The sequence below is a fragment of the Nocardia sp. NPDC051911 genome (genome assembly GCF_040681035.1).
Classification (GTDB): domain Bacteria; phylum Actinomycetota; class Actinomycetes; order Mycobacteriales; family Mycobacteriaceae; genus Nocardia; species Nocardia sichangensis.
Map to the genome: position 1 here is coordinate 1 of NZ_JBFAXY010000043.1, position 22,463 is coordinate 22,463.

The 22,463-nt window shown below is 66.7% G+C and carries 27 protein-coding genes; 10 read left to right on the forward strand and 17 right to left on the reverse strand.

From position 1 onward, the window contains the following. The first annotated feature begins 144 nt into the window (after positions 1-144). From AB0L97_RS34550 to mobF, 3 genes are all read left to right on the forward strand, one after another. A complete protein-coding gene (locus tag AB0L97_RS34550; RefSeq protein ID WP_364438124.1) occupies positions 145-1,341 on the forward strand; it encodes a hypothetical protein in 1,197 nt (398 codons plus the stop codon). A 14-nt stretch (positions 1,342-1,355) separates the two neighbouring features. Further along, entirely contained in the window at positions 1,356-2,246 is an 891-nt protein-coding gene (locus AB0L97_RS34555) for a hypothetical protein (protein ID WP_364438127.1), read from the forward strand. A gap of 410 nt (positions 2,247-2,656) precedes the next feature. After that, positions 2,657-7,357, forward strand: a complete 4,701-nt coding sequence (mobF, locus tag AB0L97_RS34560; RefSeq protein WP_364438130.1) for a MobF family relaxase — start codon at positions 2,657-2,659, stop codon at positions 7,355-7,357. 27 nt (positions 7,358-7,384) lie between these two features. Here mobF and AB0L97_RS34565 read toward each other — a convergent pair whose 3' ends face one another. The 6 genes from AB0L97_RS34565 to AB0L97_RS34590 form a co-directional block, all read right to left on the reverse strand. Next, positions 7,385-7,549, reverse strand: coding sequence for a hypothetical protein (locus AB0L97_RS34565; protein ID WP_364438133.1), 165 nt, complete (start codon positions 7,547-7,549; stop codon positions 7,385-7,387). A gap of 270 nt (positions 7,550-7,819) precedes the next feature. Next, complete coding sequence (locus AB0L97_RS34570) at positions 7,820-8,383, reverse strand: GNAT family N-acetyltransferase (protein WP_364438136.1); 564 nt, start codon at positions 8,381-8,383, stop codon at positions 7,820-7,822. Positions 8,384-8,490: 107 nt separating this feature from the next. Continuing rightward, a complete protein-coding gene (locus AB0L97_RS34575) occupies positions 8,491-9,231 on the reverse strand; it encodes a DUF6338 family protein (protein ID WP_364438139.1) in 741 nt (246 codons plus the stop codon). Between the two features lie 3 nt (positions 9,232-9,234). Then, positions 9,235-9,408 carry a hypothetical protein gene (locus tag AB0L97_RS34580; RefSeq protein ID WP_364438142.1) on the reverse strand — a complete coding sequence of 58 codons (174 nt, stop codon included), beginning with the start codon at positions 9,406-9,408 and terminating at the stop codon, positions 9,235-9,237. A 106-nt stretch (positions 9,409-9,514) separates the two neighbouring features. Continuing rightward, positions 9,515-9,877: a hypothetical protein gene (locus AB0L97_RS34585; RefSeq protein ID WP_364438145.1), complete on the reverse strand. Its 363-nt coding sequence runs from the start codon at positions 9,875-9,877 to the stop codon at positions 9,515-9,517. Positions 9,878-10,094: 217 nt separating this feature from the next. Continuing rightward, positions 10,095-10,547 (reverse strand): hypothetical protein, encoded by a 453-nt coding sequence (locus AB0L97_RS34590; RefSeq protein ID WP_364438148.1) that lies wholly within the window; start codon positions 10,545-10,547, stop codon positions 10,095-10,097. Positions 10,548-10,737: 190 nt separating this feature from the next. On the opposite strand from AB0L97_RS34590, the gene AB0L97_RS34595 reads away from it, so the two are divergent. Together AB0L97_RS34595 and AB0L97_RS34600 are read left to right on the forward strand one after the other, a co-directional pair. Beyond that, on the forward strand, positions 10,738-11,655 hold the full coding sequence (locus AB0L97_RS34595) for a hypothetical protein (RefSeq protein ID WP_364438151.1): 918 nt from the start codon (positions 10,738-10,740) through the stop codon (positions 11,653-11,655). 28 nt (positions 11,656-11,683) lie between these two features. Beyond that, positions 11,684-12,013: a hypothetical protein gene (locus AB0L97_RS34600; protein WP_364438154.1), complete on the forward strand. Its 330-nt coding sequence runs from the start codon at positions 11,684-11,686 to the stop codon at positions 12,011-12,013. 35 nt (positions 12,014-12,048) lie between these two features. On the opposite strand, the gene AB0L97_RS34605 is transcribed toward AB0L97_RS34600, so the two are convergent. The 6 genes from AB0L97_RS34605 to AB0L97_RS34630 form a co-directional block, all read right to left on the reverse strand. After that, complete coding sequence (locus AB0L97_RS34605; RefSeq protein ID WP_364438157.1) at positions 12,049-12,369, reverse strand: hypothetical protein; 321 nt, start codon at positions 12,367-12,369, stop codon at positions 12,049-12,051. 7 nt (positions 12,370-12,376) lie between these two features. Next, complete coding sequence (locus tag AB0L97_RS34610; RefSeq protein ID WP_355080268.1) at positions 12,377-13,000, reverse strand: hypothetical protein; 624 nt, start codon at positions 12,998-13,000, stop codon at positions 12,377-12,379. A gap of 247 nt (positions 13,001-13,247) precedes the next feature. Next, positions 13,248-13,829, reverse strand: a complete 582-nt coding sequence (locus AB0L97_RS34615) for a hypothetical protein (RefSeq protein WP_364438161.1) — start codon at positions 13,827-13,829, stop codon at positions 13,248-13,250. Positions 13,830-13,987: 158 nt separating this feature from the next. Continuing rightward, entirely contained in the window at positions 13,988-14,590 is a 603-nt protein-coding gene (locus AB0L97_RS34620) for a hypothetical protein (RefSeq protein WP_364438164.1), read from the reverse strand. Continuing rightward, entirely contained in the window at positions 14,578-15,681 is a 1,104-nt protein-coding gene (locus tag AB0L97_RS34625) for a nuclease-related domain-containing protein (RefSeq protein WP_364438167.1), read from the reverse strand. The genes AB0L97_RS34620 and AB0L97_RS34625 overlap by 13 nt, the downstream gene beginning before the upstream one ends. Before the next feature lie 115 nt (positions 15,682-15,796). After that, positions 15,797-16,135, reverse strand: coding sequence for a hypothetical protein (locus tag AB0L97_RS34630; protein ID WP_364438170.1), 339 nt, complete (start codon positions 16,133-16,135; stop codon positions 15,797-15,799). 219 nt (positions 16,136-16,354) lie between these two features. On the opposite strand from AB0L97_RS34630, the gene AB0L97_RS34635 reads away from it, so the two are divergent. The 5 genes from AB0L97_RS34635 (at position 16,355) to AB0L97_RS34655 (ending at position 19,789) form a co-directional block, all read left to right on the forward strand. After that, positions 16,355-17,158, forward strand: coding sequence for a hypothetical protein (locus AB0L97_RS34635; RefSeq protein WP_364438173.1), 804 nt, complete (start codon positions 16,355-16,357; stop codon positions 17,156-17,158). Positions 17,159-17,339: 181 nt separating this feature from the next. Further along, positions 17,340-18,011, forward strand: coding sequence for a hypothetical protein (locus tag AB0L97_RS34640; protein ID WP_364438176.1), 672 nt, complete (start codon positions 17,340-17,342; stop codon positions 18,009-18,011). Between the two features lie 44 nt (positions 18,012-18,055). After that, a complete protein-coding gene (locus AB0L97_RS34645; RefSeq protein ID WP_355080281.1) occupies positions 18,056-18,328 on the forward strand; it encodes a hypothetical protein in 273 nt (90 codons plus the stop codon). A 119-nt stretch (positions 18,329-18,447) separates the two neighbouring features. Further along, the gene (locus AB0L97_RS34650; RefSeq protein WP_364438180.1) at positions 18,448-18,927 is read left to right on the forward strand and encodes a hypothetical protein; all 480 of its coding nucleotides are present in this window, start codon (positions 18,448-18,450) and stop codon (positions 18,925-18,927) included. A 664-nt stretch (positions 18,928-19,591) separates the two neighbouring features. Then, positions 19,592-19,789, forward strand: coding sequence for a hypothetical protein (locus AB0L97_RS34655; protein ID WP_364438183.1), 198 nt, complete (start codon positions 19,592-19,594; stop codon positions 19,787-19,789). 147 nt (positions 19,790-19,936) lie between these two features. On the opposite strand, the gene AB0L97_RS34660 is transcribed toward AB0L97_RS34655, so the two are convergent. From AB0L97_RS34660 to AB0L97_RS34680, 5 genes are all read right to left on the reverse strand, one after another. Continuing rightward, on the reverse strand, positions 19,937-20,224 hold the full coding sequence (locus tag AB0L97_RS34660) for a hypothetical protein (RefSeq protein ID WP_159850610.1): 288 nt from the start codon (positions 20,222-20,224) through the stop codon (positions 19,937-19,939). A gap of 105 nt (positions 20,225-20,329) precedes the next feature. Further along, a complete protein-coding gene (locus AB0L97_RS34665; RefSeq protein WP_364438188.1) occupies positions 20,330-20,728 on the reverse strand; it encodes a hypothetical protein in 399 nt (132 codons plus the stop codon). Between the two features lie 149 nt (positions 20,729-20,877). After that, on the reverse strand, positions 20,878-21,300 hold the full coding sequence (locus AB0L97_RS34670) for a hypothetical protein (RefSeq protein ID WP_364438191.1): 423 nt from the start codon (positions 21,298-21,300) through the stop codon (positions 20,878-20,880). Positions 21,301-21,396: 96 nt separating this feature from the next. Continuing rightward, positions 21,397-21,651 carry a hypothetical protein gene (locus tag AB0L97_RS34675; protein ID WP_364438194.1) on the reverse strand — a complete coding sequence of 85 codons (255 nt, stop codon included), beginning with the start codon at positions 21,649-21,651 and terminating at the stop codon, positions 21,397-21,399. Between the two features lie 93 nt (positions 21,652-21,744). After that, entirely contained in the window at positions 21,745-22,425 is a 681-nt protein-coding gene (locus AB0L97_RS34680; RefSeq protein WP_364438197.1) for a hypothetical protein, read from the reverse strand. Between the last annotated feature and the right edge of the window lie 38 nt (positions 22,426-22,463).

Sequence of the window (22,463 nt, forward strand, 5' to 3'; positions counted from 1 at the left end):
AAAATGAAAAAAGAAGTTAAAGAACAAACTGTTTGTTCTTTAACTTCTTTTTTCATTTTCTTTCCTTTCTTTCTTGACTTCCTGGGTATTTTTCCTGTAGGATGAGAGGGTACCAGACGGAGAAACGAAACGAAAGGCGACGTGATGATCGAGACTGAGCGCGGCCCCCGTGTGCCTGTTGGTGAGCAGGTCGGGACCTGCGAGTTCGTGATGGATGACGCGGGCAATCTGTGCGGAAATCCGGTCTACGCGAAGTCCCTCCACGGTCGCCGCCCGAAGTACTGCGGCCAGGTGGTCACGGGAAAGAATGGGATTCCGGTAAAGCACGACGGGAAGAATGCCGCAAAGGCGCGTGAGCTGCACGGATTCAACGCGGCACCGGCTATCCACCTCGCGCCGAAGCAGGAGGCCCCCGCCCCTTCACGCGTCGTAGAGCCCATTTCTTCCGAGCCCGCTGAGCCTGCGGCCGATACTTTCGTTACATCCACTTCCGTTACATCGCACGCCGCAGAGTCGGTCAGCGAAGAGTCCGACCGTCCGGTGACCGAGGCTCGTGAGCAGTTCGCCGCGCTCGTCGAGCAGTTCGCGGACGCCGCCGAGAAGATCGCCCAGGCCGCCGAGAAGATCGCTCCGGAAGCCCGCGCAGTAATCGGGGCAGCCGGGGCAGCCGGGGCAGCCGAGCGCGAGATCATCCAGATTGTGACCGCTTCAGAGGAGGAGCTGGTCCACGCGAACGCGCAACGCAAGGTCGCAGAGGAGTTGGCGCAGGAGCGCCGGAAGCTCGCCGACAAGCACGCCGAGGAGCGCCGTCGGATGGCGGTTGAGCGCGACGAGGCGAAAGCTGCGGCAGCGGCTGCGAAGTCGGAGGCCGATCAGGCTGTTGCCGAGGCCCAGCAGACGGCGGCGGACGCGATTCAGGCCGCTCGGGATGAGGCCGCCGAGGCGATTGCTGCTGCCGTAGCGGAGCGTGACGAGGCGCTGAGAGAGGCAGAGGAGCAGAGGAAGCGGGCGGATCGGATTGCCGCTGAGTCCGCCGCAATTGCCCAGAAAGCAGCCGAGGACACGCGGGTTGCTCATGAGGAGGTCCAGGCTGCTCAGCGGGCACGGAAGCACGCGGAAGATGAGGCCATGCATCTGCGGAAGCAGGTGGATCAGCTCATAGCCAACCTGGAAAAGGAGCGTCAGCGCCGCGACGAGGATGACGAGCGGTACCGGACGCGACTCACAGAGGTAACCGACTACTACAGCGCAATGCTGAAAAATGCCACTGTGGCGGCACACAATGCCATGCAAGGGGAAGAAAAGGATTCTTCCCCGACCGCCCCGCGTGCTCAGGGCTGATTTCAAGAAAGGGCTTGGACGTGGTGAACAACCCAGCAGCGGCGGCGCGGGCCGACATCGGCGCGGGTTCTGCGATTGTCGAATTGCCTTGGACAGCACCGCCTCTCACGCTGAACCAGCGGCGCGCGACGCGTGGCGCCATGTTCGCCCGCGCCGCGAAGATCGCAGCTGTCCGCCAGGAGGTCTACGAGCGGGCGACAGCGGCGGGCCTGCCGCGCGGCCTTGACCACGTCACGGTGACGCTGCACTACCGCCCGAGAGACAATCGGCGGCGGGACACGGACAACTTGGTCGACACTGCCAAGCCGGCCTACGACGCGCTCACAGACGGTCGGCCCGCGCGGCTGTCGCGGCCAAAGGACCCCAAGAAGAAACCGCGGCTGATCCCTGCCCAGCTCGGGTGCGGCCTGGTGCCAGATGACACTCCCGAGTTCATGGCCAAGCCCGAGCCGATCATCCACCGCGCCGAGAAAGGCAAGGGCGGTGCGATGTGGCTGGAGATCACCTGGGAGGCGCAGCAGTCCGACAGCGTGCCTGCAGAGCCCGCTCCCATGCCGGATCCAGCTGGGGTGCTATCAGGGGCGGTTGAGCAGGTTCATCCTGTCAGAACGGCGCACAGCACCCCTGAACGCACCGCCGAGAGCAGACAGCGGCGGCCAGCTCAGCGAGCTGCTTTGCGCGCACTCGCTGCCGTGCCCATTTCTTCCCCCGACGTCGCGATACCAGCGACGCCAATGCCTATTTCTTCCCCAGCTTCGGCGACTTCGAGCAATCATTGCTCGGTGTGCGGCAAGGATATCGTGCAGCCCGCCACCGGCCGACCTCGCAAGACGTGCTCAGGCGCGTGCCGAGTTCGCGCATCTCGAGCTACTGCGAGGAAAAAGGGTTCGCCCCCTCACGAGTGACCACACGCAAAGGCCCGGACGCGCATTCAGCGGTCCGGGCCTTGTGCTGTCCTCGCCTGGTGCGGTCGGCCCCCTACCTCCATACACCACCGCCCGGTCGAGGAGTTTCGTACAGCCTCCTGCGCGCGGGCTTTTGCTGTGTGCGTGAGAGTCGGGGCGGCAGGGCGATTCCTGGGCACGGCGCGGCTGGGCGGCGATGGCCTTGAATGCCAAGTGAATACACCGGTGTGCTGCCACTACCCTTCACACACTTGCTGTCCGTTCACCATCCTCACTGGAAGCCACCCATCACCTGCAACAATCCGCCTATAGCCCGAAATATGCCTACCCACATCACCACTCAGCAATAACCGCGTAAACCTCATACATTCATTGCTGCTAAGCGTTTGCGTACCTTGGATTGTGTGGTCATGACGCTGCACAAGCTGGCAGCGGGCGACGGGTATCTGTACTACGCCCGCTGCATTGCTGTGGCCGATGGCGACGACCGAGGCCGCGCCACGTTGGCGGATTACTACGAGGCGAAGGGCGAGGCGCCGGGTCGGTGGATCGGGTCCGGGCTGGTCGCGTTCGACGGGATCGAGGCCGGGGACGCCATCACCGAGGAGCAGATGGCCGCGTTGTTCGGTGAGGGTCGGCATCCAGATGCCGCGGCGATCACCGCCCGGTTGAAGGCTGACGGCGTGACGCAGCCGTGGGTGATCCGTGAGCTGACCCGGCTGGGGCGGCCGTTCTACCGGTACCGCGAGCGGCCGGATTTCCGGCGCGAGTGCGCAGTCGCGGTCGAGGCCTGGAACATCGAGCAGGGCAATCCGCGCGCTGCGAAGGTGCCGGAGGAGGTGCTCGAGCGCATCCGCACTGAGGTCGCGTTGCGGATGTTCACCGCGGAGCACGAGCGGGCGCCAAAGACCGACACCGAGTTGTCGGGGTGGATCGCCCGGAATCTGCGGCCGCCGAGAACGGCTCTGGCGGCGGTCGATCTGACGTTTTCGCCCGCGAAGTCGGTGTCCACGCTGTGGGCGATCGCACCGCGCGGGATCGCCGAGAAGATCGAGGCGGCCCACCATGCCGCAATCAGGGACGCGCTGGCGTACCTGGAGAAGCACGCCCTGTTCACCCGGCTGGGCAACGGCGGTGTGCGCCAAGTCGAGACCGAGGGGATCATCGCGGCCGCCTACACCCACCGGGATTCCCGCGCTGGCGACCCCGATCTGCACACCCACGTCGTCGTCTCGGCGAAGGTCCGCACCCTGGACGGCGAGTGGCGGGCGATCGACAGCAATCAGCTCTATCTCCACAACGTGGCTGCCTCCGAGGTCTACAACACCAGGCTGGAGGCGTACCTGAGCGAAGCGCTGGGCGGGCTGGAGTTCGCCGAACGGCCCGGCCGGGTCGCGGGCAAGCGACCGGTGCGAGAGATCGTCGGTGTGGCTGCCGAGCTCAACGAGCTGTGGTCCAAGCGCAACAACGAGATCACCGCCCAGGTCGGTGCCGAGAGCAGCGCATTCCAGGCCCGCCATCGGCGCGAGCCGATGCCGAAAGAGGTGCTGCGGATGGCGGGGACGGCCACGATCGCGACCCGGGCGCGCAAGCACGCGCCGCGGGCGCTGATCGAGCAGCGGGCAGCATGGTGGGCCGAGGCGGTGGGGCTGCTGGGCGAGCAGCGGCTCGAGGCGATGCTGGCGCATGTCCTGGCGCGCGAGCACAATGGCGCGCGCGTGCCGGAGGTCGTCGACGACGTCTGGGTGGATGCCACCGCGCGGCGGGTGATCGCGACGGTCTCCCGGGCGCGGGCGACGTGGCGGATCCATCATGTGCGGGCGGAGGCGGAGCGACAGCTACGTGGCCGGCGGATCGATGTAGCACTGCTGGATGAGATTGCCGATCGCATCGTGGATGCCGCGCTGTCGGAGCCGATCTCGATCCCGCGTGGTGTGCACGACACCATCGCAGCGCCGGGTGTGCTGGCTCGCCGCGACGGCACGAGCGTGTACGTGACCGCCGGATCCACGCTGTACACCTCCCCTGAGGTGCTGGCGGCCGAGCAGCGGCTAATCGAGGCGAGTACCCAGTACGGCGGGCACGCCATCTCCGCGGCCGCCGTCGAGGTCGCCGAGGTCGAGTACGCGGCCAACAACCAGGGCAAGCGGCTCAATCCCGGTCAGCGGGCCCTCGTGCGGGCGTTCGCGACTTCCGGGGCGCGGCTGCAGGTGGCGATCGCCCCTGCCGGGACCGGCAAGACCACGGCGATGCAGGTGTTGGTGCGGGCGTGGCGAGCCGAGGGCGGCTCGGTGATCGGGATCGCGCCGACCTCGGCCGCGGCGGCGGTGCTCGAGGAAGAGGCGAGCGTGAGCGCGGTGACGATCGACCTGCTGGTCACGATGGCCGCCGAGCTGGACACCGGCGTCCTGGACGCGCCGGAGTGGATGCACGGCATCAACGAGCGCACGCTGGTCATCCTCGATGAGGCGGCGAAGGCCTCGACCGCCAATCTGGATGCGGCCGTGGCGTTCCTGCTGCGGCGCGGCGCTTCTGTCCGGGCGATCGGCGACGACCAGCAGCTGGCGTCCGTGGCGGCGGGCGGGGTTATGCGCGACATCGCACACACCAGCGACGCGCTGAGCTTGACGACGGTGATGCGGTTCGCCGATGCCGGCGAGCGCGCCGCGTCGCTGGCGGTGCGGGACGGGGATCCAGCCGGCCTCGCCTTCTACGCCGACCGAGACCGCATCCACATCGGCACGCTGGGATCGGTGACCGAGCAGGCCTTCGCCGCGTGGGCTGCCGACAGCGCCGCGGGCCTGGACTCGCTGCTGCTCGCCCCGACCCGGGAGCTGGTGACCGAGCTGAACGCGCGGGCCCGCGCGCGGCGGCTGTCGCGCACTCCCCTGCCGGAGGGCGCGCGGGAGGTGGTGCTCAGCGACGGCCTGGCCGCTGGCGTCGGCGACATGATCGTCACCCGCCGCAACAACTATGCGGTGCGTATCTCCTCGACCGACTTCGTGCGCAACAGCTACCGGTGGATCGTGCGGGAGGTGCACCCGGACGGCCGGATCACCGCCGCGCACACCACCTCCGGGCGGCTGGCCACGCTGGATGCCGACTACGTCCGGGAGAACGTGCAGCTGGGGTATGCGAGCACCATTGACTCGAGCCAGGGCCTGACCGTCGACACCTGCCACGGCCTGCTGACCCGGCGCGCGCACCGCGGCCAGGCGTACGTCATGCTCACGCGCGGCCGCTCCGCGAACCACGTCTATGTCGAGACCGGCCTGGATCCGGCGGGGCCCGCGGCCTACACGATCGACGCGGCGCACCCACCGACCTACCTCGACGTGCTCACCGAGGTGTTGAACCGGCGCGGCGGGCAGGTCTCGGCGAGCACCGCGCAACGAGAAGCCGAGGATCCGAGCCGCCGGTTGCGGGCCGCGGCCGGCGCATACACGGACTCGATCGGCGTGGTGGCCGAGCACCTGTTCGGCGCCCGGGCGCGCGCGGACATCGACGCGGCCGCCGAGCGCCTGGTCCCCGGCCTCACCGACGAACCCGCCTATCCGACACTGCGCCAACACCTTTCGCTGCGCGCCGCCCAGGGCGACGATCCGGTGGCGGTCCTGACCGAGGCGGTGGCCGGCCGGGAGCTCGACACCGCGCTCGACCGGGCAGCGGTGCTGCACTGGCGCATCGGCGACCGGGCCGAGCGCGGGCCGCTGCCGTGGCTGCCGACCGTGCCTCCCGGGCTGCGCGGCGATCCGGAGTACGGGGCTGCGTTGGCCGCGCGCGAGGTACAGGTGCAGGCGCTGGCCGCGGAGGTCGCGCAGCAGGCGCGGTCCTGGACGGAGAAGACGGCGCCGATGTGGGCGCGTCCGCTGGTCGGCGCCGACGCGCAGCTGCTCGGAGAGCTCGCGGTGTGGCGGGCCGCGCGCGGAATCGCCGACAACGACCGCCGGCGCACCGGCCCGGCCGTGCGTGAGTCCACCGCCCGGGGTGTGCAGCTGGATCTCGACCGGCGCGCGGCCGCCGTGCTCGGCGACCAGACCTACGACGTGCGCCGCTGGAAACCCCTGGCCGACAGCCTGGATCCGAAGATCACCACCGACCCGTACTGGCCGACGCTCGCCGCCGAGCTGTCGCGGGCGGCCGGAACCGACGTGGACGTACCCGCCGCGGTGCGGGCTGCGGTCGACGAGCGGGCGTTGCCGGTCGAGCAGCCCGCCGCCGCGCTGCGGTGGCGTCTAGCGCCTGAACTAGACGAACACAGCGACGACAAGACCAGCGCGTTCGGCGCGGTCCTCGATGAACTGCGCGGCAACAAGCTGCGGCGGATGACCGACAGTCAGTTGGCGCGGCATGTCGAGCAGCTGCGCAGCCAGGTGATGAGCGACCGCACCAAGCCCGTGCTGATCGGCGACAAAACCGGCCAAGCCGCCGCCGAGGTCCGGAAGAGGCAGCAGCGCCGCACCGATCAAGCCGACGACATTCGCCACGCGCAAGAACTGATCACCGAACTCGACGAGCTGGAGAAACAACGCCGCGAGATCGGAGTCGCGCTGATGACCGAGCGGCAGAACCTTCACAACACCAACCAGTTGCGGCGCTTCGCCATCCGCAAGGCCACTCGGCGGATCGCGGAGCTGGAGAAGCAGCTGGAAGCCCACGACGAAATCCAGAAGCCCGTGCAAGACGCTGTCGATGCCGCCCGGCGGAAAATAACCGAGCCGAAATACCGATGGAGGCAGTTCCTCGCCGAAGCAGACGATCCCCGCCGCCAAGCCGCCGAGCTCGACACCGCAGCCGCCACCGACCGCAAGTACGCGACACAACGCGCCGAAGCGATCGCCCAGGCTGACAAGAGCGGCGATGAGCTCGACGCCGCACTCGACGAACAACAGCGCCGCACCGAGCAGGCCGGTCCGGAGCGGGACCTCGAAGACCGCGCCCGGGCGGAACTCGATCGCCTTGAGCGTCCCGCACAGCCGGAAGCGCCGACCGCGGCAAAGAAGGCTCCGCACCGCAAGACCAGGGCCACACGCACCTGGGATCCCGGTGCCTACCGCGACATTCCCTCGCAGGGGCCATCCTCAGGCACCGGCTCCGGCTTGGGCTTCTGAGCTCCGTGCAGTAGGTGCAGAGAGTCATCATCGCTGGCACAGTTCGATCAGCCATGTGCCCAACTCCCAGATCCCGTTTGCAGTGAGCTGCGCAACGACCGGCGCAACAATGGCGGCCAGCGTCTTGGCCTTGATCGTCTCCCAGCGTCGTGCGGGGCGGATCGGATCCTGTTCGGGTACATCGTTATCCATGCCGCGGACGGTAGAAAACTGGGGTGCAGCCTTACCTGATCTGGGGAAACGCTCTTGCGGCGTCTGTGTCTGATGACCCACAGCCCGGCGAAAGCCTCTTCAGCGTGGGGAAATTGCTCAGATGGAACGGCCATGCGGGCCTCCGGGTGTCATGACGACTTGCCCGGCCCGAAGCCAGCGGCGCTACCGCGTTCGAGAGTAGCTAGCCGATGGTGCGCCATTCCTTGCTGCAACCGCGCCATCAGAGCGAGGACGCCGCTCGCCGCGCCCCTAGGACGTGCCGTTAGTCAACTTCTTGTAGAAGAAGAATGCAGGCGGCATCGTGTTCGGCGGCACCCATCTCCGGCCGAAGAACGGCGGCAACGGTTGCCCAGGATCCAGAACAGTGAACTGGTGTGAGGTGTAGAAGCCGCGCAGTCGCTCGATGTCCAGGTCTTGGGTCACGTTTCCGAACCACACACGCACTCCACGCGAACGCAACTGCTTCTCAAGGTAGGCCAGCATCTGCGATCCGATGCCTTGGCCTCGTGCGTCTGGCGCGACTTTGATCAGATCGAGCTCACTGTGCCTGTCGAGCACATTGATGTAGTCGTCCTGGTGCGGAAATGGGGCACCGTACTTCTTCGCGACCACCGAACCTACGGCGACCTGTGCTCGGCATGTGAGCGCGCCGCCCTGAAGCTGGCCGGCTCCGTCGCGGTATTGCAGCACGATCGGTGCGTACAGGTCATCAACGTTGGTCATCGGCACCGCATTCGGCGCAATGTCGAAGGTTTCGAGGAAGAAATCGAGGACCTCCTGACGCTCCTCGTCGGTGTTCGCTTCATGAATCATGTGTCGAAACCTACTCGAGAAGACCGACCGATCCTGTCGAGCGATGGTCCTGCACTAGCGATGACGAGCAGTCGGGAACGGTACCGGTTCAGCCTGATTACGCAAGCCTAGGCACCACCGGGCCCTGGAGTGCTCTCGTCAGGGTTCGAGGTGCCCTCTGGTGGGCTGTCGGGGACAGGATCCGGCGGCCCGTAGGACACTGCCAGTGTTCGGATTTCCGATCCGGGAAGGGCCACATACGCCCATTTGGCCGGGAAGGGCACAAGGGTTCTGGGGCCGCCGCTGTCGGACTTCGGTTTGACGGCGATTGGTGGTTGCAGGACCAGTTCACGGTCGGCTGCTTCCAAGTCTGGCGAATAGTCGTGTACACGGCCGAACCAAACTGTGCCATCGGAAAGCGTTGCGCGCACGTGTACCGACGCAGATTCGGGGGCGTGTTCTCGCATCATCAGCCGCCAGGCGGAATCGTAGTAGACCTTGGCCTTGTTGCCGTGATGGACAAACTCGAACAGCAGCCAGGCAGCCAGGAGCGACAGCGCGACGAAGACAGCGGATGAGATCGCGACCTTGGTGAGGTTGTCGGCGACGTAGTTGCTGCCCTGCTTGATCATTGCCGAGGGGACCGGCAGCAGTTTCCACTTCCGCCAGGTGCACACGGCTCCGAAAACCGCGAACAGTAGAAATGCCACACCACTGCAGATTGTCGATACCCCGGCCACCCGGCTGATTTCGGTGAAGGTCGATTCCCTGCGCTTGACCTTCCTCTGTGCGCTCAGTTGATCGAATAGAAGACCAGGAGCGACGAAGAGGAAGAACGCGATGACGGTCAGCCAAGTGCTCGGCGTCATGAGCTACTCGTCGATGTCGCCCCAGGCCGCGGCACTCGTGGGTGGCGGTTCGTTCGGCGGTACCTGCTGTTGCTGTTCCACGATGACTGGGTGTGGGCCGCCGAGAGTCTCCATCGACTTGTCGAAATAGCCAGAGCCACGCACCGACTCCGGTTCTCCTTCGTGGGGACGCGTCACAGAACTTCCTTCATCTCGGTGCTCGATAGGGCTGGAACATCATCCCACCCAGCCACAACCAGCCGACGCTTGACCAGCGCGGATCGATTCGTCGAAATCCACGCAGTCAGAGGGATCCGTCGGGTGCCAGAGGCGGCCCGTAGTGGATGGGTTCGACGAGCGGGAAGTGGCTGGCCCATTCATCGAGGATGTCGCGGTCCAGTAGCCGGCGTGCCAGTGCGGCGCTGTTGGGCGTCGCTACGGTGGAGACGACAACGCGAGCATGTTCGGTCGAGTCCGCGATGCCGAAGTAGTGATCGACCTCGGTGACGGTCAGGGTCAGGTTTTCCCCGCGGGCGCCGTCCAGTACCAGCTCCTCACCGATCCGGGGGTAGGTGAGGCCTGTGATAGCCAGGCTCACCGCCTCTCCGGCCATGAGGTCGATGCCTATGTATAGCTCGTAGTGGACTGTGCTGGGTGTCGTCCCCATGTAGTTGTCACCTTGGCTGAGAAGTATCCGGCCATTAGTCAGGTCGGGAATATTATTCCGGGGAAAATTAATGTGCTGGCGAATCCGGTCAGGGGTGGTGTCATCCGGAGCAGGTGCTGACGGGTGCACATCGAACAGCGCTCGGTGCCCGCCTTCGTGGCTCGGTCGTTGGCCGAAGGGCTGGGCCTGCGGTGTGGTGAACGTTCGCGGTTCGCGGTCAGGAGTTCCGCTCGCGGGCCTTCCACTCCAGAAACACGCGGGCGATCGGTGAGATCGAGAAGGGCTGTTCCATGTCGATGGGCTCGCCGGCCACGTTCCCGACGAGCGCACCACCGACAGCATTCTGGGCGATCGGCAGATACTGTGCGGGCACCGCCTCGTCCCGGTGCTCGATGAACACGGACTGGTCATCGGCGGACAGCGTTTTCCACCATTTGAGCAGGAGCTCGCGGTAGGTGGCCAGGACACCTTGCAGGCTTGGCAGCAACTGTTCTGCGGCGTTGCCCGTGTGGTTCGCAGTCCAGACCGCTTCTCCTACGACGTAGCTGGGATCCATCCGCCTGAGGTTGTCCGCCAACGATCGCGGAAGCGGCATGCCGGGTTCGGCGAGCAAGGCCACCCGGTCATCGAGGTTGAGCAGGGAGAACCACACCATGCTGGTGTTCGCCAAGACATCACTGTTGTCCACACCAGAAATTAGATCAGCAGCCACCGACGCCGACCGTCGGATGTGACGCAGCCGGATTGGCGGCGAACCGTGGCTCAGCTGCACGCTGGGCACTGGGCTGGCCTGGGACGCATATACCCCTACCCTTGTCGCCCGCCAGACCATGTCGGCAAGGCATGCCACAGTTATGCATGTGAGCTACCAATATTCGAGTTTGACCGCTGCGATCGCCGACAAGTACTGCCCGCTGCGTCAGTACTTCGATCGGCGCTTTCCACACATCAAGCCCGTCCAGGCCGATTACCGGGCATCGGCGGGGACGCTGCTGGTCGACGGCGCCACCGCGAATCCGGGAACGCTGGGTGCCGCGTTCGACTTCCTCCTGCGGTTCACGTTCGATGCCGACTACCGGCCGCAGATCGCTGCCGCGTCCCCGGCGATCTCCGGCAGGCCGGAGTACATCGGCGAAGTCCTCGAGGTGGCGCGGCTGGCCGGGGCGGCGGCGCATCGGCCACTGTCGGAAAGCACGTTATCGACTGTCATCCGCGCAAGCTGGGCGCTGGCACTGTGCACAGAGCTGTACCGCAATCCCTATGCTTTTCCCACCTCCCCGTTGGCCGATCCCATCCGAAGTGGCCGGTTCACCGCAGACACACTGCTCGCGCTGGCGCCGGAGGATGCGCTCACGCAGGTGAGGTCGCTGTACATGCTGGCGCTCACCGAGCTCGGCGAGCTGCTGTCTCCGCCGATGTCGGCGGTGGCGTTGGGGCCGACGTTCGCCGCGTCCCGTTTCTGCGGCGCCGACGCCGACATCATCGTCGACGGCGTGCTGCTCGAGCTGAAGACCCGGCTGGGTACCGCCAAGAAGTCCGGTCGCGCGGACTCGCTGTCGCTGGCCGACATCTACCAGGTGATCGGCTACGCGGTGTTCGACACCACCGACACCTTCCGGATCCACACGATCGCCCTCTACTCCGCCCGCTACGGGATGCTGCACTGCTGGCCGCTGCAGCAACTGCTCGACACCGTGGCCGGTGAGCCGGTTGATCTCGCTGCCGAACGAGCGCACGTGTTCAAGCTGCTGAGTTCGCAGCAGGGCATGTCGGCGTGAGGGTGTTGCGGCCTAGGCTGGAGATGTCATGGACGACGCCGAGCGGGACGTTGTGATCCGCAAGATCGCCGAACACTTTGCCAGCGCGCTGTCGCTGGCAGAGTGCGAGCGGATGCTGCTCAGCAGCGATGACCCCACGGCCCAGTGGCTGGACCAGACGACCGCCGAACTCGGATCACTCGCCGAGGAGGCCTACGACCTGGAAACGTTCCGCGCGATCCACCACGCAGTCCAGCTGCACGGCGACGGGCCCTGGCCGGTCGACGAGCTGGCCGCGATCACCGGCCGCGATGTCGCATCCGTCGAACGCATCCTCCGGCGACTCGTCGAAGCCGGCATCGGCCAGTTCCACCAATAACCACGGGAGACTCGTCCGCAGATTCCCGGCGATGATCAGGCCGGTTGGACAGCGTCAAAAGGGACCCACTGACGCAGACTGGTTCCACTGACGCCGTTCTTGGTCATGACTTGGACCTCGATCTCGGCAAACCATATGGGAGTGGTCCCAATATTGAACCGCGCCCATCGGTAGGCGATAGCCGGGATCCACTCTTCCCCGAGGCGCAGATCGAAAGAGAATGCCTTCTCTCCCAGCGTCACCGGCATGACGCGCTCCGGCTCGCGGGCTGGCATCACCCATGCTCGCCGCGGATCAAGGCGGACCGGCCGGGGCGGTTGCAGCATGCGGATGGCGGCATAGCGATCGTCGTTCATCACACACTCACCCGGTTCGCGCGATCGACGTCGGCACCGCAGGCCCCGCGGTGGCGAACGGGGTCTGACGCGTCCAGCTGCACCGCTGGGCGCCGGCCCCGGCGAGCTGGACGCGGGTGGTGCGCGGCCGCCGCATCGCACGGCTGGTGACTTGGATGTCGAACGTCATCGCCCGTAGCCGTCCACGCCCCCGGCCCAGACCGTCGTATCCAGTGAGTTCGCATTGTATTTCGAGATCCGGGCGCGCCCATCCTGGACCGGTGACGACGAGGACGCCCTCGTGGCTGCGCAGCCGGGCGAGCACGGCGCGCATCCGGCTCGGCGGTGCGCCCCCGGCGACGTCCAAGACAACGACGTCGACGCCGTCGAGTAGAACGGCTGCGATCGTGAGCGGGTCCTCGCCCTTCAGATCGGGGATGTGAGCCAGCCGGGTGAGGTCACCGTTCATCTCGGTGAAGGCCAACAACCCCAGCTGCGGCTGTCCGATGACGGCGACCCATTCACCGGCGGCGGTGACGGCCGCCAGCAGGCCGAGCAACGGCGTGCTACGGCCGGTGCAGGCGACCACACCGCCGCGCGGCAACCCACCTTCCGGCAGTGCCTCCCCCAGGCCGCCCGCTACCGGGATCACTGCAGCGGGCGAGCCAGCAGAGGACGGCGATGGCTGGCTTGCGCCAACCCGGCCCGGGATGGCCGCTATGCGGCTTCGCAGCGCCGCAAGTTGCTGATCTCGGGGGAGATCAGCCAACGCCACCGGCGGCACATTGTCGAACACATGTTCGACTATATCCGACCGATCGGTCCGCATAGGGCGGAGTCATCGATGTGAGATGTCGCGTCGTGAAGATCAGCTTGATCTAGCGGCCAAACACGGCGGGTTAGCGTGATTTCGAAGGCCGGGAATGAACATCGAGCGGAGTCGAGCAGATATACAGGTCGTGCAGGCTGAGATCCCATTCTTCGGGGTCGATTCCGGCCAGGTCCCACACGCGCCCGGATTCGGCGGCGGTCCAGGCAGCGGCCGGGGTGGGGAAGTCCCGCACCTGCAGGGTTGGTGCGCCGATCCGCGGAATCACCACTTCCCATTTGCCGCCCGCCGCCCAGTGAGCAAGTACGTCCAGGTGCTCTTCCATCTCGAACGCCACCACATCGGGCATCTGGCCCCGCTCGCGTTCGGCGGCGTACCAGGGTGCCAGTGCCGCGTGTGCGTGCCCGATCGCGGCGCGGTCCTCGGTGTGCATGTGGACCACGAAATTCCCGCCGCATTCCATCGCGTGCGTGGATATTGCGCGGTCGGTGGCGGGGTTGTACGCGGTGCCGGGGTGGTGGCCGCGGCTGAGGTAGATCACCGACCAGGTGCCGGCGTAGTGGAAGCCGACTCCGATGAGATCGTCCGCGCTGGTGGCGGGGTCATCGGGGGCGATGAGCAGTTCGTAGGCGATGTTGAGAAAGGTTGTCATGGTGCGCTTCTCTCTTTGATCGGATGCGGGACCGGGGACGTCGTTGGCACCCCGACCCGTCGTTGATGGGTGGGGCTCGATTCGTTTTCTGGCCGTGTGTGCGACCATCACTCGCGGAGACCGGCCACATTCCCCGTGGCCGGTCTCTGCTCTGTCGGTCAGTCTTGCGGCGGCGTCTGGATCACGACCGGCCGTGAGCGGGCGGTGCGGACACGGTCGGCGGCGATATCGAGGCGCAGCCGCTCGACGCGTGGAAGCTTGGAGCGGGTCTCCCAGTTGTTGCGCCGCTCCATGAACTCCTGGGCCAAGGCGTCACAGTGCCGGAACCAGAGCCCGCTGATCGGGTACTGGTAGCGAGCCTCCTCGGCGTACTCGATCTCGGCCACCAGGTCCTCCACAGACAGCTCCTGCGACGAGGTGACCGATCCTGGCGTCTTCAGCAGCTCCGGGCTGAATCCGTCCTGCACCTGGAGGCGCTGGCTTTCCTGGTCCTGCTTGGTCTTGGCGGCGTATTCGCGGCTTCGTTCGTCGCGTGCAGCCTCGATTCGTTCGATCTCAGCGCGTTCGGCTGGAGACAGGCGGTGACGGGCGACCCGTTCGGCCATGCTGTTCCACGGGTCGATCTCGATCCACGCGATCAGCCCGGCGAACATGACCGCACCCGCGGCGAGGCCGACAGCGGCTGGGCGAATGTCGTTGCGGTTCATAGGGGGTTTCTTTCTCCTTTTTTCTTTCAGGTTGTGTCTGGTCAGCGCACGCAATCGGTTTGGAAGGGGAAGCAGGTCTTGTCCATCGGGAACAGCACTCCGCGGCTGGGCTTGGGGGCCGGTGGGGGCGGTTGCGGCGCGGCGGGTGCCGGCGGGACCGGAGCGTCGGCGGCGGGTGGCGGGGCGGGCTCGCTGCTGGTGGGTTCGTCGGAGGGCTGCGAGGCGGAGACGTGGCTCAGCACGCCGACACCGCCGCTGAGCAGGCACGTTGCCGCGCCGATGAGAACGGCGTTGCGGATCCGATGGTTGCGGGCGGCAGCTCGGCTCGCGGCGGTTGAGGCCAGCATCGCTGTCCTGGGGTGGATCTGTTCCTCAGGGCTGCGGCCGAGGTCGCCGCGGTCGGCTGTGGGCGCGGTGGTCCGGGGCGGTGTCGTGGCTCCGGTCGGCGCCTGGGGGATGACGGCGGTGGGTCGCAGCGGCACGACCACCCCGTCATCGTCGGCGCCCGCGGCCGGGGTGGGGTTGGGAAATCCTTCGGCGGCCAAGTCGTCGCGGGTGACAGCGTCGGCCTGGTCCAGCGCGGAAAGAAGGGTGTGGGCGCGCTCGACGGTCCAGCCCTGCGGGTGCTGACGGGCGGCGGTATCCAGCCACCCGCTCAGTGCGGTGTCATCGCCACCGAGCAGGACGTCGCGGCCCGCCGGCATCGGCACCGACCCTTTGTCGAGGGTAATCCGGCCGCCGAACGGCTCCACCAGGACCAGGCCCGGCACGAACACGTCGAGACCGCAGCGGGAGACGACGCCCTTGAGGTTGAACATGGCGTCGGCGAGCTGGTTGAGCGGGTTGGTGTCACCGTCGCGGACGTGCACGGGGTCGCCGTCGATGCCGGGCAAGGACCAGCGAGGGTTCACGTGGCAGGACAAAGTGCCGTTCACACCGCGCTTGAGGATGCCCTTGACCTCGATGCACACCAGCGTGTCGGGGGTGAGTAGCACCAGGTCGACTTCCTGGCTGTCGCGGCCGCTGCGGTCGGGAATGTGGCTTCCCGAGATCGCGACACCGGGGATGCCGCTGGCTTGGAGCCAGTCGAGTACAGCCCGTTCCGCACCCGACATTTTCGGGCGGGTTCCGTTGATGATCAGCATGAGTTTTTTCCCTGTCGTGGAGGGCACTTCGTGTGCCGTGAACGTGTCGTGATGGTGAGGCCCGCGTTCGGCGTGTCGAAAGTGCACACCTGGCCCAGCCGGGTCTCGGCGAGCGCTACAGGAGGCCCAGGTGCCGGGCGGGTTCGCAGAACAGCCAGCAGGCCCGCGTGTCGGAGGCCGCGGCGGTGTCGACGCGCTTCGGGGCCTCGGTGGCCGTGCAGAACATGGCGCAGTCGGCGCTTGCGGGGGTGGTGGGCAGCGCGGCGGCGGGAGCGCGGTCCACGGTCAGCAGCATCGAGAAGTACAGGGCGGCCGCGGCGACGAACACGCCTGCCAGCAGTGCGGGTGTGCGGAGCAGGAACGCGATCACGCGGCCGGCCCGGTGGCGCATGGCCAACGCTGGACGCAGCAGAACGGGAGCGGATCGGCGGGAGGTGCGGGGCTGAATCGACATGATGGTCGGTCCTTCCGGAGATAGCTCGACAACTATTGCCAGTTTAACAGTTCAACTGTTGACAGTCTATGAATGTGGCGAGCCCGGCACCCCGGTTGTGGACGGTTGCAACACGGCCCCGGACCTCGTCTGCAGGCGGGGGATCCGGGGCCGTTGTTGCCGTGGTGATCGCAATGAACGAAACCTGTTGGCGTCAGCGGTATCTGGCATATTCGTTACATGACAACGGGGGCACAGGATCGGCGCGGCAGTTTGTGGACCGGGGACGACTACGAGGCGTTGTTCGCCGCGTTGGCGACCTCCGTCCCCGATAGCGAGATCGCCGCACAACTGGGCCGCTCGCTCGAGGGCCTGCGCGGGCGGGCGAAGTTCCTGCTGCTGGACAACTATTCGTCTGCGGTGGCCCTGCGCAAGCTGCGGCAGATGGCTTCGGAGCCGGGTTTCGACTGGGAGCCCCTCGCCCGCGACGCGCACGCCTTCGCCAACAAGCCCTATTGGGATGCCAGGACCGACGAGCGGCTGATCCTGGCCTGGGCGCGGAATCCGGCACCGAGCATGGCTGAGCTGGTCGAGGAGTTCGGTGTCGGCGAGCAGGACATCGCGCGGCGCTGCATCGCGCTCGAGCTCGCCCAGACCCGAGTGGAGATCGTCGACCACCTCGGCGCCGAACCCGGCGGTGATCTGGCCTACCAAGCCCGGCTGGGACGCGACAAGGCCAACACCGCGGTCGGTGTCCTGGTCATCACCTCCGCGACTGGCGCCGTGCTGCACCTGTCGCTGCACCCCGACATCGACACCGCCGCACAGGCCTGCGGCGAGGTCGACGAGACCGCGCTGGAAGAGCTGCCCGCGGTGTGGACGATCGCGACTCGTGTCCTGGGCGAAGGGTCCACCCGCGCGACCAAGACCGGGTCCTGGACCGAACGGCCGGCCACCGAACCCCCCACCGACACAATCAGCGACCCGGCCCCGGCCCGGGCGGTTCCCCGGTGGCGGCGGCTGCTGAAGCCACGAACCCACTGAACGCCTCGCCGACCTTGGGTTGCCGTTCGCGGATCAGTCGGAGCAAGCACAGTCCGACGGTGCTACCTACACGGAAAATAGTTGTCGGACAGCGTGATTCCGTGAGCGCGTCCGGTGAGTGATCGTATTCTGTTGGGGCAGTGTCTGTGTGCCGGTGTTCGACTCAGTAGGAGAAGCCCGGATGGACCGTTATCCCCGCCCTGTCCTGTTCACCATGCCGTGGATGCTCAGTGGCCTGTCCGCGGTGCTGGTCCTCGCCGCGAGCATCGCGTCGTTCTCCTTCACCAGCACGTTGGCGCGGCTGGCGGGAGTTCCCGAGGGCCTGGCCTGGTTGTGGCCGGTGGTGGTCGGCCTCAGTGTCGCCCAGATCGCCTACACCTACGTCATGTTGGCGCGGATGCCTCACGAGCGGATCAAGCCGCTGGCCCTGGTCTACCAGTTGCTGCTGGTGTCCGCAGCGCTGGTCAGTGTCGGAGGGAATGTCTCGGTCATCTCCCGGCGCCCGACCGAGCTGTCCACCGGCGAGATCACGGCCGTCGTCTCTGTCGCGCCGGCGTGCCTGGTGTGCTGCGTATGCGGGTACGTCGTGCTCGCGGTGATCATCCCCGCACGGATCGAGGCGTCGATCCGCGACATCCATATCCGCGAATCAGCCGAACGGGTGGCCAGACTCGCCCGCAGTGCCGCGATCGCGGATGCCCAGCCCGCGAGCAGCGACAGCCCCGAGGAGACCCCGTGGTGGAAGCAGCACCGGGCCGGTGCGCCCGAGGATTCCTCGGAAAGCAACGACCCGGACGTCCCCGGAAACGGTCGTGACGCGGCGGCAGAGGCCGGTCAGTCCCGGTCGAAGTAGCCGCCGCCAGCAGACATGCACGACAGACAAGGCAGGGGACTTACATGACCACTCTGTTCTGGATCGGTGCGGGGATCTGGTTTCCCAGCGTCGCCGTGATGGTTCTTTCTCGCCTCCTGCGCCGTCGAGAGGTGCAGGTCTTCCAGGCCAGCTTGCTGATGTGCGCGGTCGGATCGGTGATCCTGGCGATCACCCTTCCCGCCGTCACCGGAGAGTCCACCCTCAAGAACGTGCTGATGATCACCGCGATGGTCGCGCTGGCGATCCTGTGCACCGTCGCGCTGGTGACACTGCGCCGCCGCCCGACCAGTGACTGAACCGGGCGGGCACCGACTCGACAGACCGGCGCCGAACTGTGGTTCCTGTCGGTGCCCGGGGTGACCATTCGAGCCGATGTCCCCGCTCCGGCATCGCAGCATCCTTATAGTCGTCTGCTATGACGTCTCGGAATCGGAAGCGGCGCAGTGCCCGAATGGATTCCGCCGCCCTCGGCCGAGTGACAGCGGCGGCGCAGCGCGACCCCGGCAGCCCGACCGCACACAGCGGATTCGCCGCCCGCGCCGCCCACGCGCTCTACCCGGTGGTGCCCGCGTGGATCCAATGGCTGTACGAGCGCAACCCGACTACCGCACGGTTCGTCTACCAGATGTGCTATCCGCCGATCGATGAGCACGGCGAGATCGTCGGGGGATGGACCGCGCAGCAGTGGTGGACCGCGGATCGGATGTACTGGGCCGAGAGAGAAGCCCGGACAGTCGTGCGCGCCCGCCGATTTCACAGCGGAGGGATAGTGTTCGCCCACTCTCCCGACCTCGACGACGACGATGCCTTCTTCGCCGCGCGGGACGCGGGTCGGGCCTGGACGGGACATTGGTACTCCCGCGACCCGGTCGACGCCCCGGAATGGCAGTCGTAGGACTGCTCGAGCCCAGGCCAGCGTTAGGCCCGCCTCGGTGGGTGAGGTTGCGGGCGGGCCTGCCCATCGCCGCGTGGGGAACATGGTTCACGCCGGGAGACACCCGGGGGGGCGACACCCGCAGACCCGCCCAGCAAAGGAGTGAGCGGGACTCGGGGGTGCCCGCCCCTCGAGCGCTGTCACGATGACCGCAGGGATGGATGTTCGTGACAGCCGCAGACACTACAGCCACGCTCACCCCGATGCCCGGTACCGCAATTCACGCGTGTCATGCCCGCGCACACGACATCGCAGGCCCAGCCCTGGCGTCCCGGCCGAACCTGCGATGCCCCGGCCAGTGCCCGAACTCCAACGCTTCAGACCCCGACCTCACCCAGCAGCCTGCCACTACACCGTGACATGTCAAGCACCTATCGTCGGCCGCGACACCCGAGGCAGAGCTACCAGTCACCCCAGGTCAGCAGGGGTAACGCCGACGCGGCCTCGATATCCCATCGAGGAAGTTCGCCTCACTACCGCTTCGGCCCCGGATCCTGCACCGGGGCCGAAGTCGCGTCCATGGTGCTCGTCCGACGGCCGCGGTCCGACGTTGCCGACCTACGAAGGGGAGGGCTTGCCCGGCCGGATCGGGGATGTTTCGGTGTCCGCGTTCACAATTCGCGGTATGGCTTTCACTGTGCACACACCCGAGGACACATCTCCGGCAGGGCTCAGCTTCGGCGACGACGATCAGTTCCACATCTACGAATCCGGCGTTCTCAAAGTCCAGAGCAAGACCCACGGTGTCCGGATCTACTCGCCCGGATTCTGGCAACTCATCACATACACGCAGCACCCCGATGACCTTCGCAGCATCCGCTGACACGCCCTGAATCCCAGCGGCAGGGCAAGAACAACCCAGGAGGCACGCCCTGGAGACCGGCTCCCGGGGCTGCCGTACGTCCTGCCACGCAAAACGGGCCCGGAGCGCATCGCTTCGGGCCCGTGGCGGATCTCAAGCTGCCGCGGCTTATCGCGGCTCCCAGACCCGGATCTTGTCGACGAGCAGGTCCCAGACCGCCGAGTCGTGCTCGGCCAGCTCGACCAGGGCCTCGACCATGTCGCGTCGGCTGATGCTGCCGACGCTGCGGGTGCTGGCGCGGCCGCTGGTGCGCACACGCAGTCCGGCCTGCTTGGCCAGCTTGGCCAGCAGGTCGTTCCAGTGATCGCTCTGCTCGGGCGGCATCTTCAGCGTCCATGTCAGCCAGTCGGACCGGTCCTCCACTGCTGAAGTCTTGGCGCGTTCGCCGCTAGACATCGGTTCTGTCCGTCCGTTCAGTCATACCCGGATTATAGACTGTCAGCCTTTTATCAGTCTATGTGGTCGGTTCTGTGGTGAGTTGGTCGCGACCCCGCCGCATCGTCAGCGCACGTGATATCCGCAGTCGGTTTCCAAAACAGCGCGGCTGGCACGTATCGATCGGATGGCGTCGGCCAGGTGGTGCGCGACATCGTCTCCCGGTTCGCTCGAGATCTCCCCGCCACCGACAAGCTCGTCACGCCAGACATCGAGCACCTCACGCGCGACGACCATCTGATCCTCTGCGGTCTTGAGCGCAGCGACGAACTGGTGCAGCGCCAGGCCGTCGACCTCCGAACGCCACAGGCACAGGGTTTTCAGGTCGTGACGCATCCCGGACACGACACGGCCGCACAGCATCGGCACGCGCCCGTTGACCGGCTCTGCGTCGACGGGGACCCCGCCTCCACATGCGCCTATCAGTTTTCCGTCATTCACGATCGGGAATCGGCAGGTCGACATAATCGCTCGGTCCTTTCGCTAATCGTCTATTTTCCGCCTGTCGCACCGACCAGTTCGGCCGACAAGCAAGGCCGGGAGCGGGAACGCCCCCGGCCTTTCGCCTTCAGGTTGGTCACTGCTGACGCCTGGCGGTCTCTACGACCACGCCGTCACTGCTGCTCTGTCCACGTGTGGCCGTGAGTCGCGCGCAGTGCAGCGGCCAGCCGGATCGGATCGGCCACTGCGGCGCGCAGGTCGTTCGCGGACGGGTTGGTCTCGCCGGTCAGCGCGGCCACCAGATTCGGCACCGAAGCATCCGCGGCCCAGGTGAGCAGCTGCTTGTACACGTGGAGTGTCGGGCCGGATACCCACAGGTCGGGGTCGGGCAGGCTGCCGTCCGCGCGGGCACAGGTGATTTTCACCGATTCGCAAGGCCATTCGTCCGGCCACACCTCAGGCGGGCCCGGCTCGACGGTCTGGACGGCCAGCGCGAGCGCGCTACGCAGGTCGGTGCAGATCGTCCGCGACGGGGCCAATCCGGTGTCCGGGCTGTGCTCGAGCAGGCACGGCCCGGAAGTTGGGGTGATGTCCATTTCGCTCCTTGAGCTTGTGATGATGGTGAGCGGGCCGGGGACGGTGAAAGCGTCCCCGGCCCGCCATTCGAAGGCCGTTGAGGACTCAGCAGGGGGCTATTGCGACGCCGCCCACGTTTCTCCGGTCTTCTTGTACAGGCCGTCCGGCGGGAGTGCCGCCCCGACGTTGTCGAGCGATTTGGTTGCCGCTTCGGTGGCCTCTCGCGCCCAGTAGACCTCTGGTTCGTCGGGGTGGCTTGCCAGCGCGTTTATGCGGGCGGCGAGCCGTTCCACGGCTTCCTGAGCTTCCTGGAGCGCGATATAAGCGTCGGTGGCCAGGTCTTCGACGGTCTGACTGGCAGATGTGCCCATTATCGTTGCCTCTCTGTCGTTTCGGGGGGGTCGGTGCCGTCCTGGCTCGCGGTGATCCTCTCTCGGGTCACTGACAGGAACGGCGGGGCGCGGTCAGTGGGTGGCCGCCTCCCATGCGACGTGCTCGGTGGCCGTTGATCCGTGATCGTCGGGAACGGGGGAGGTGAGTTGGTCCCACCACCGCATCACCCATCGGGCGTCGCCGAGTGCGGTGTGTTGCTCGGCTTCGCTCGGGGGTTCGGCGCCGGTCGCGCGGGACAGCTCGTAGCTGCGCATCGGCTCGGCGATGCCGAGGCGGCCTGCGGCCATGTTGCCCACGTCGATCAGGTGGTAGTCCCACTGCGGCAGACGTCGATGACGGCGCAGCATCGCGTCCAGGGTGTCCGCGTCGAACCAGACGTTGTAGCCCGCGAACCGGGCTCGCCCGTTGGCGCTGGGTGCGGTCCAGTCGTCGACGACGGCGGCCGCGGTGGCCTCCGTCAGGTAGAAGACGTCGTCTTCTCCGGTGCAGGTGATCGACGGGGGCGGGGTGCCGCGCACCAGCGGTGGCGTCGGCGCGTACTGCGGGTGCCGGTCGTAGAAGCGCCCGACATCGAGCGCGCGGGGATCGGCGTGGGACAGGTCTACGTCTTCGATCAGGATTGTGATCTGCTTCTGCCAGCCGTTGGGTTCACGGCGGATCAGCGCGATCTCCCACGGCCGGCGCAGACCCGGATCGGTATGGGTGGTCTCGATGTCGACGAAGACCAGGGGAGAAGCGGCAGTAGATGACACGGAAAACCTTTCGAGTTGAGGAGATGTGCAGGTCAAGC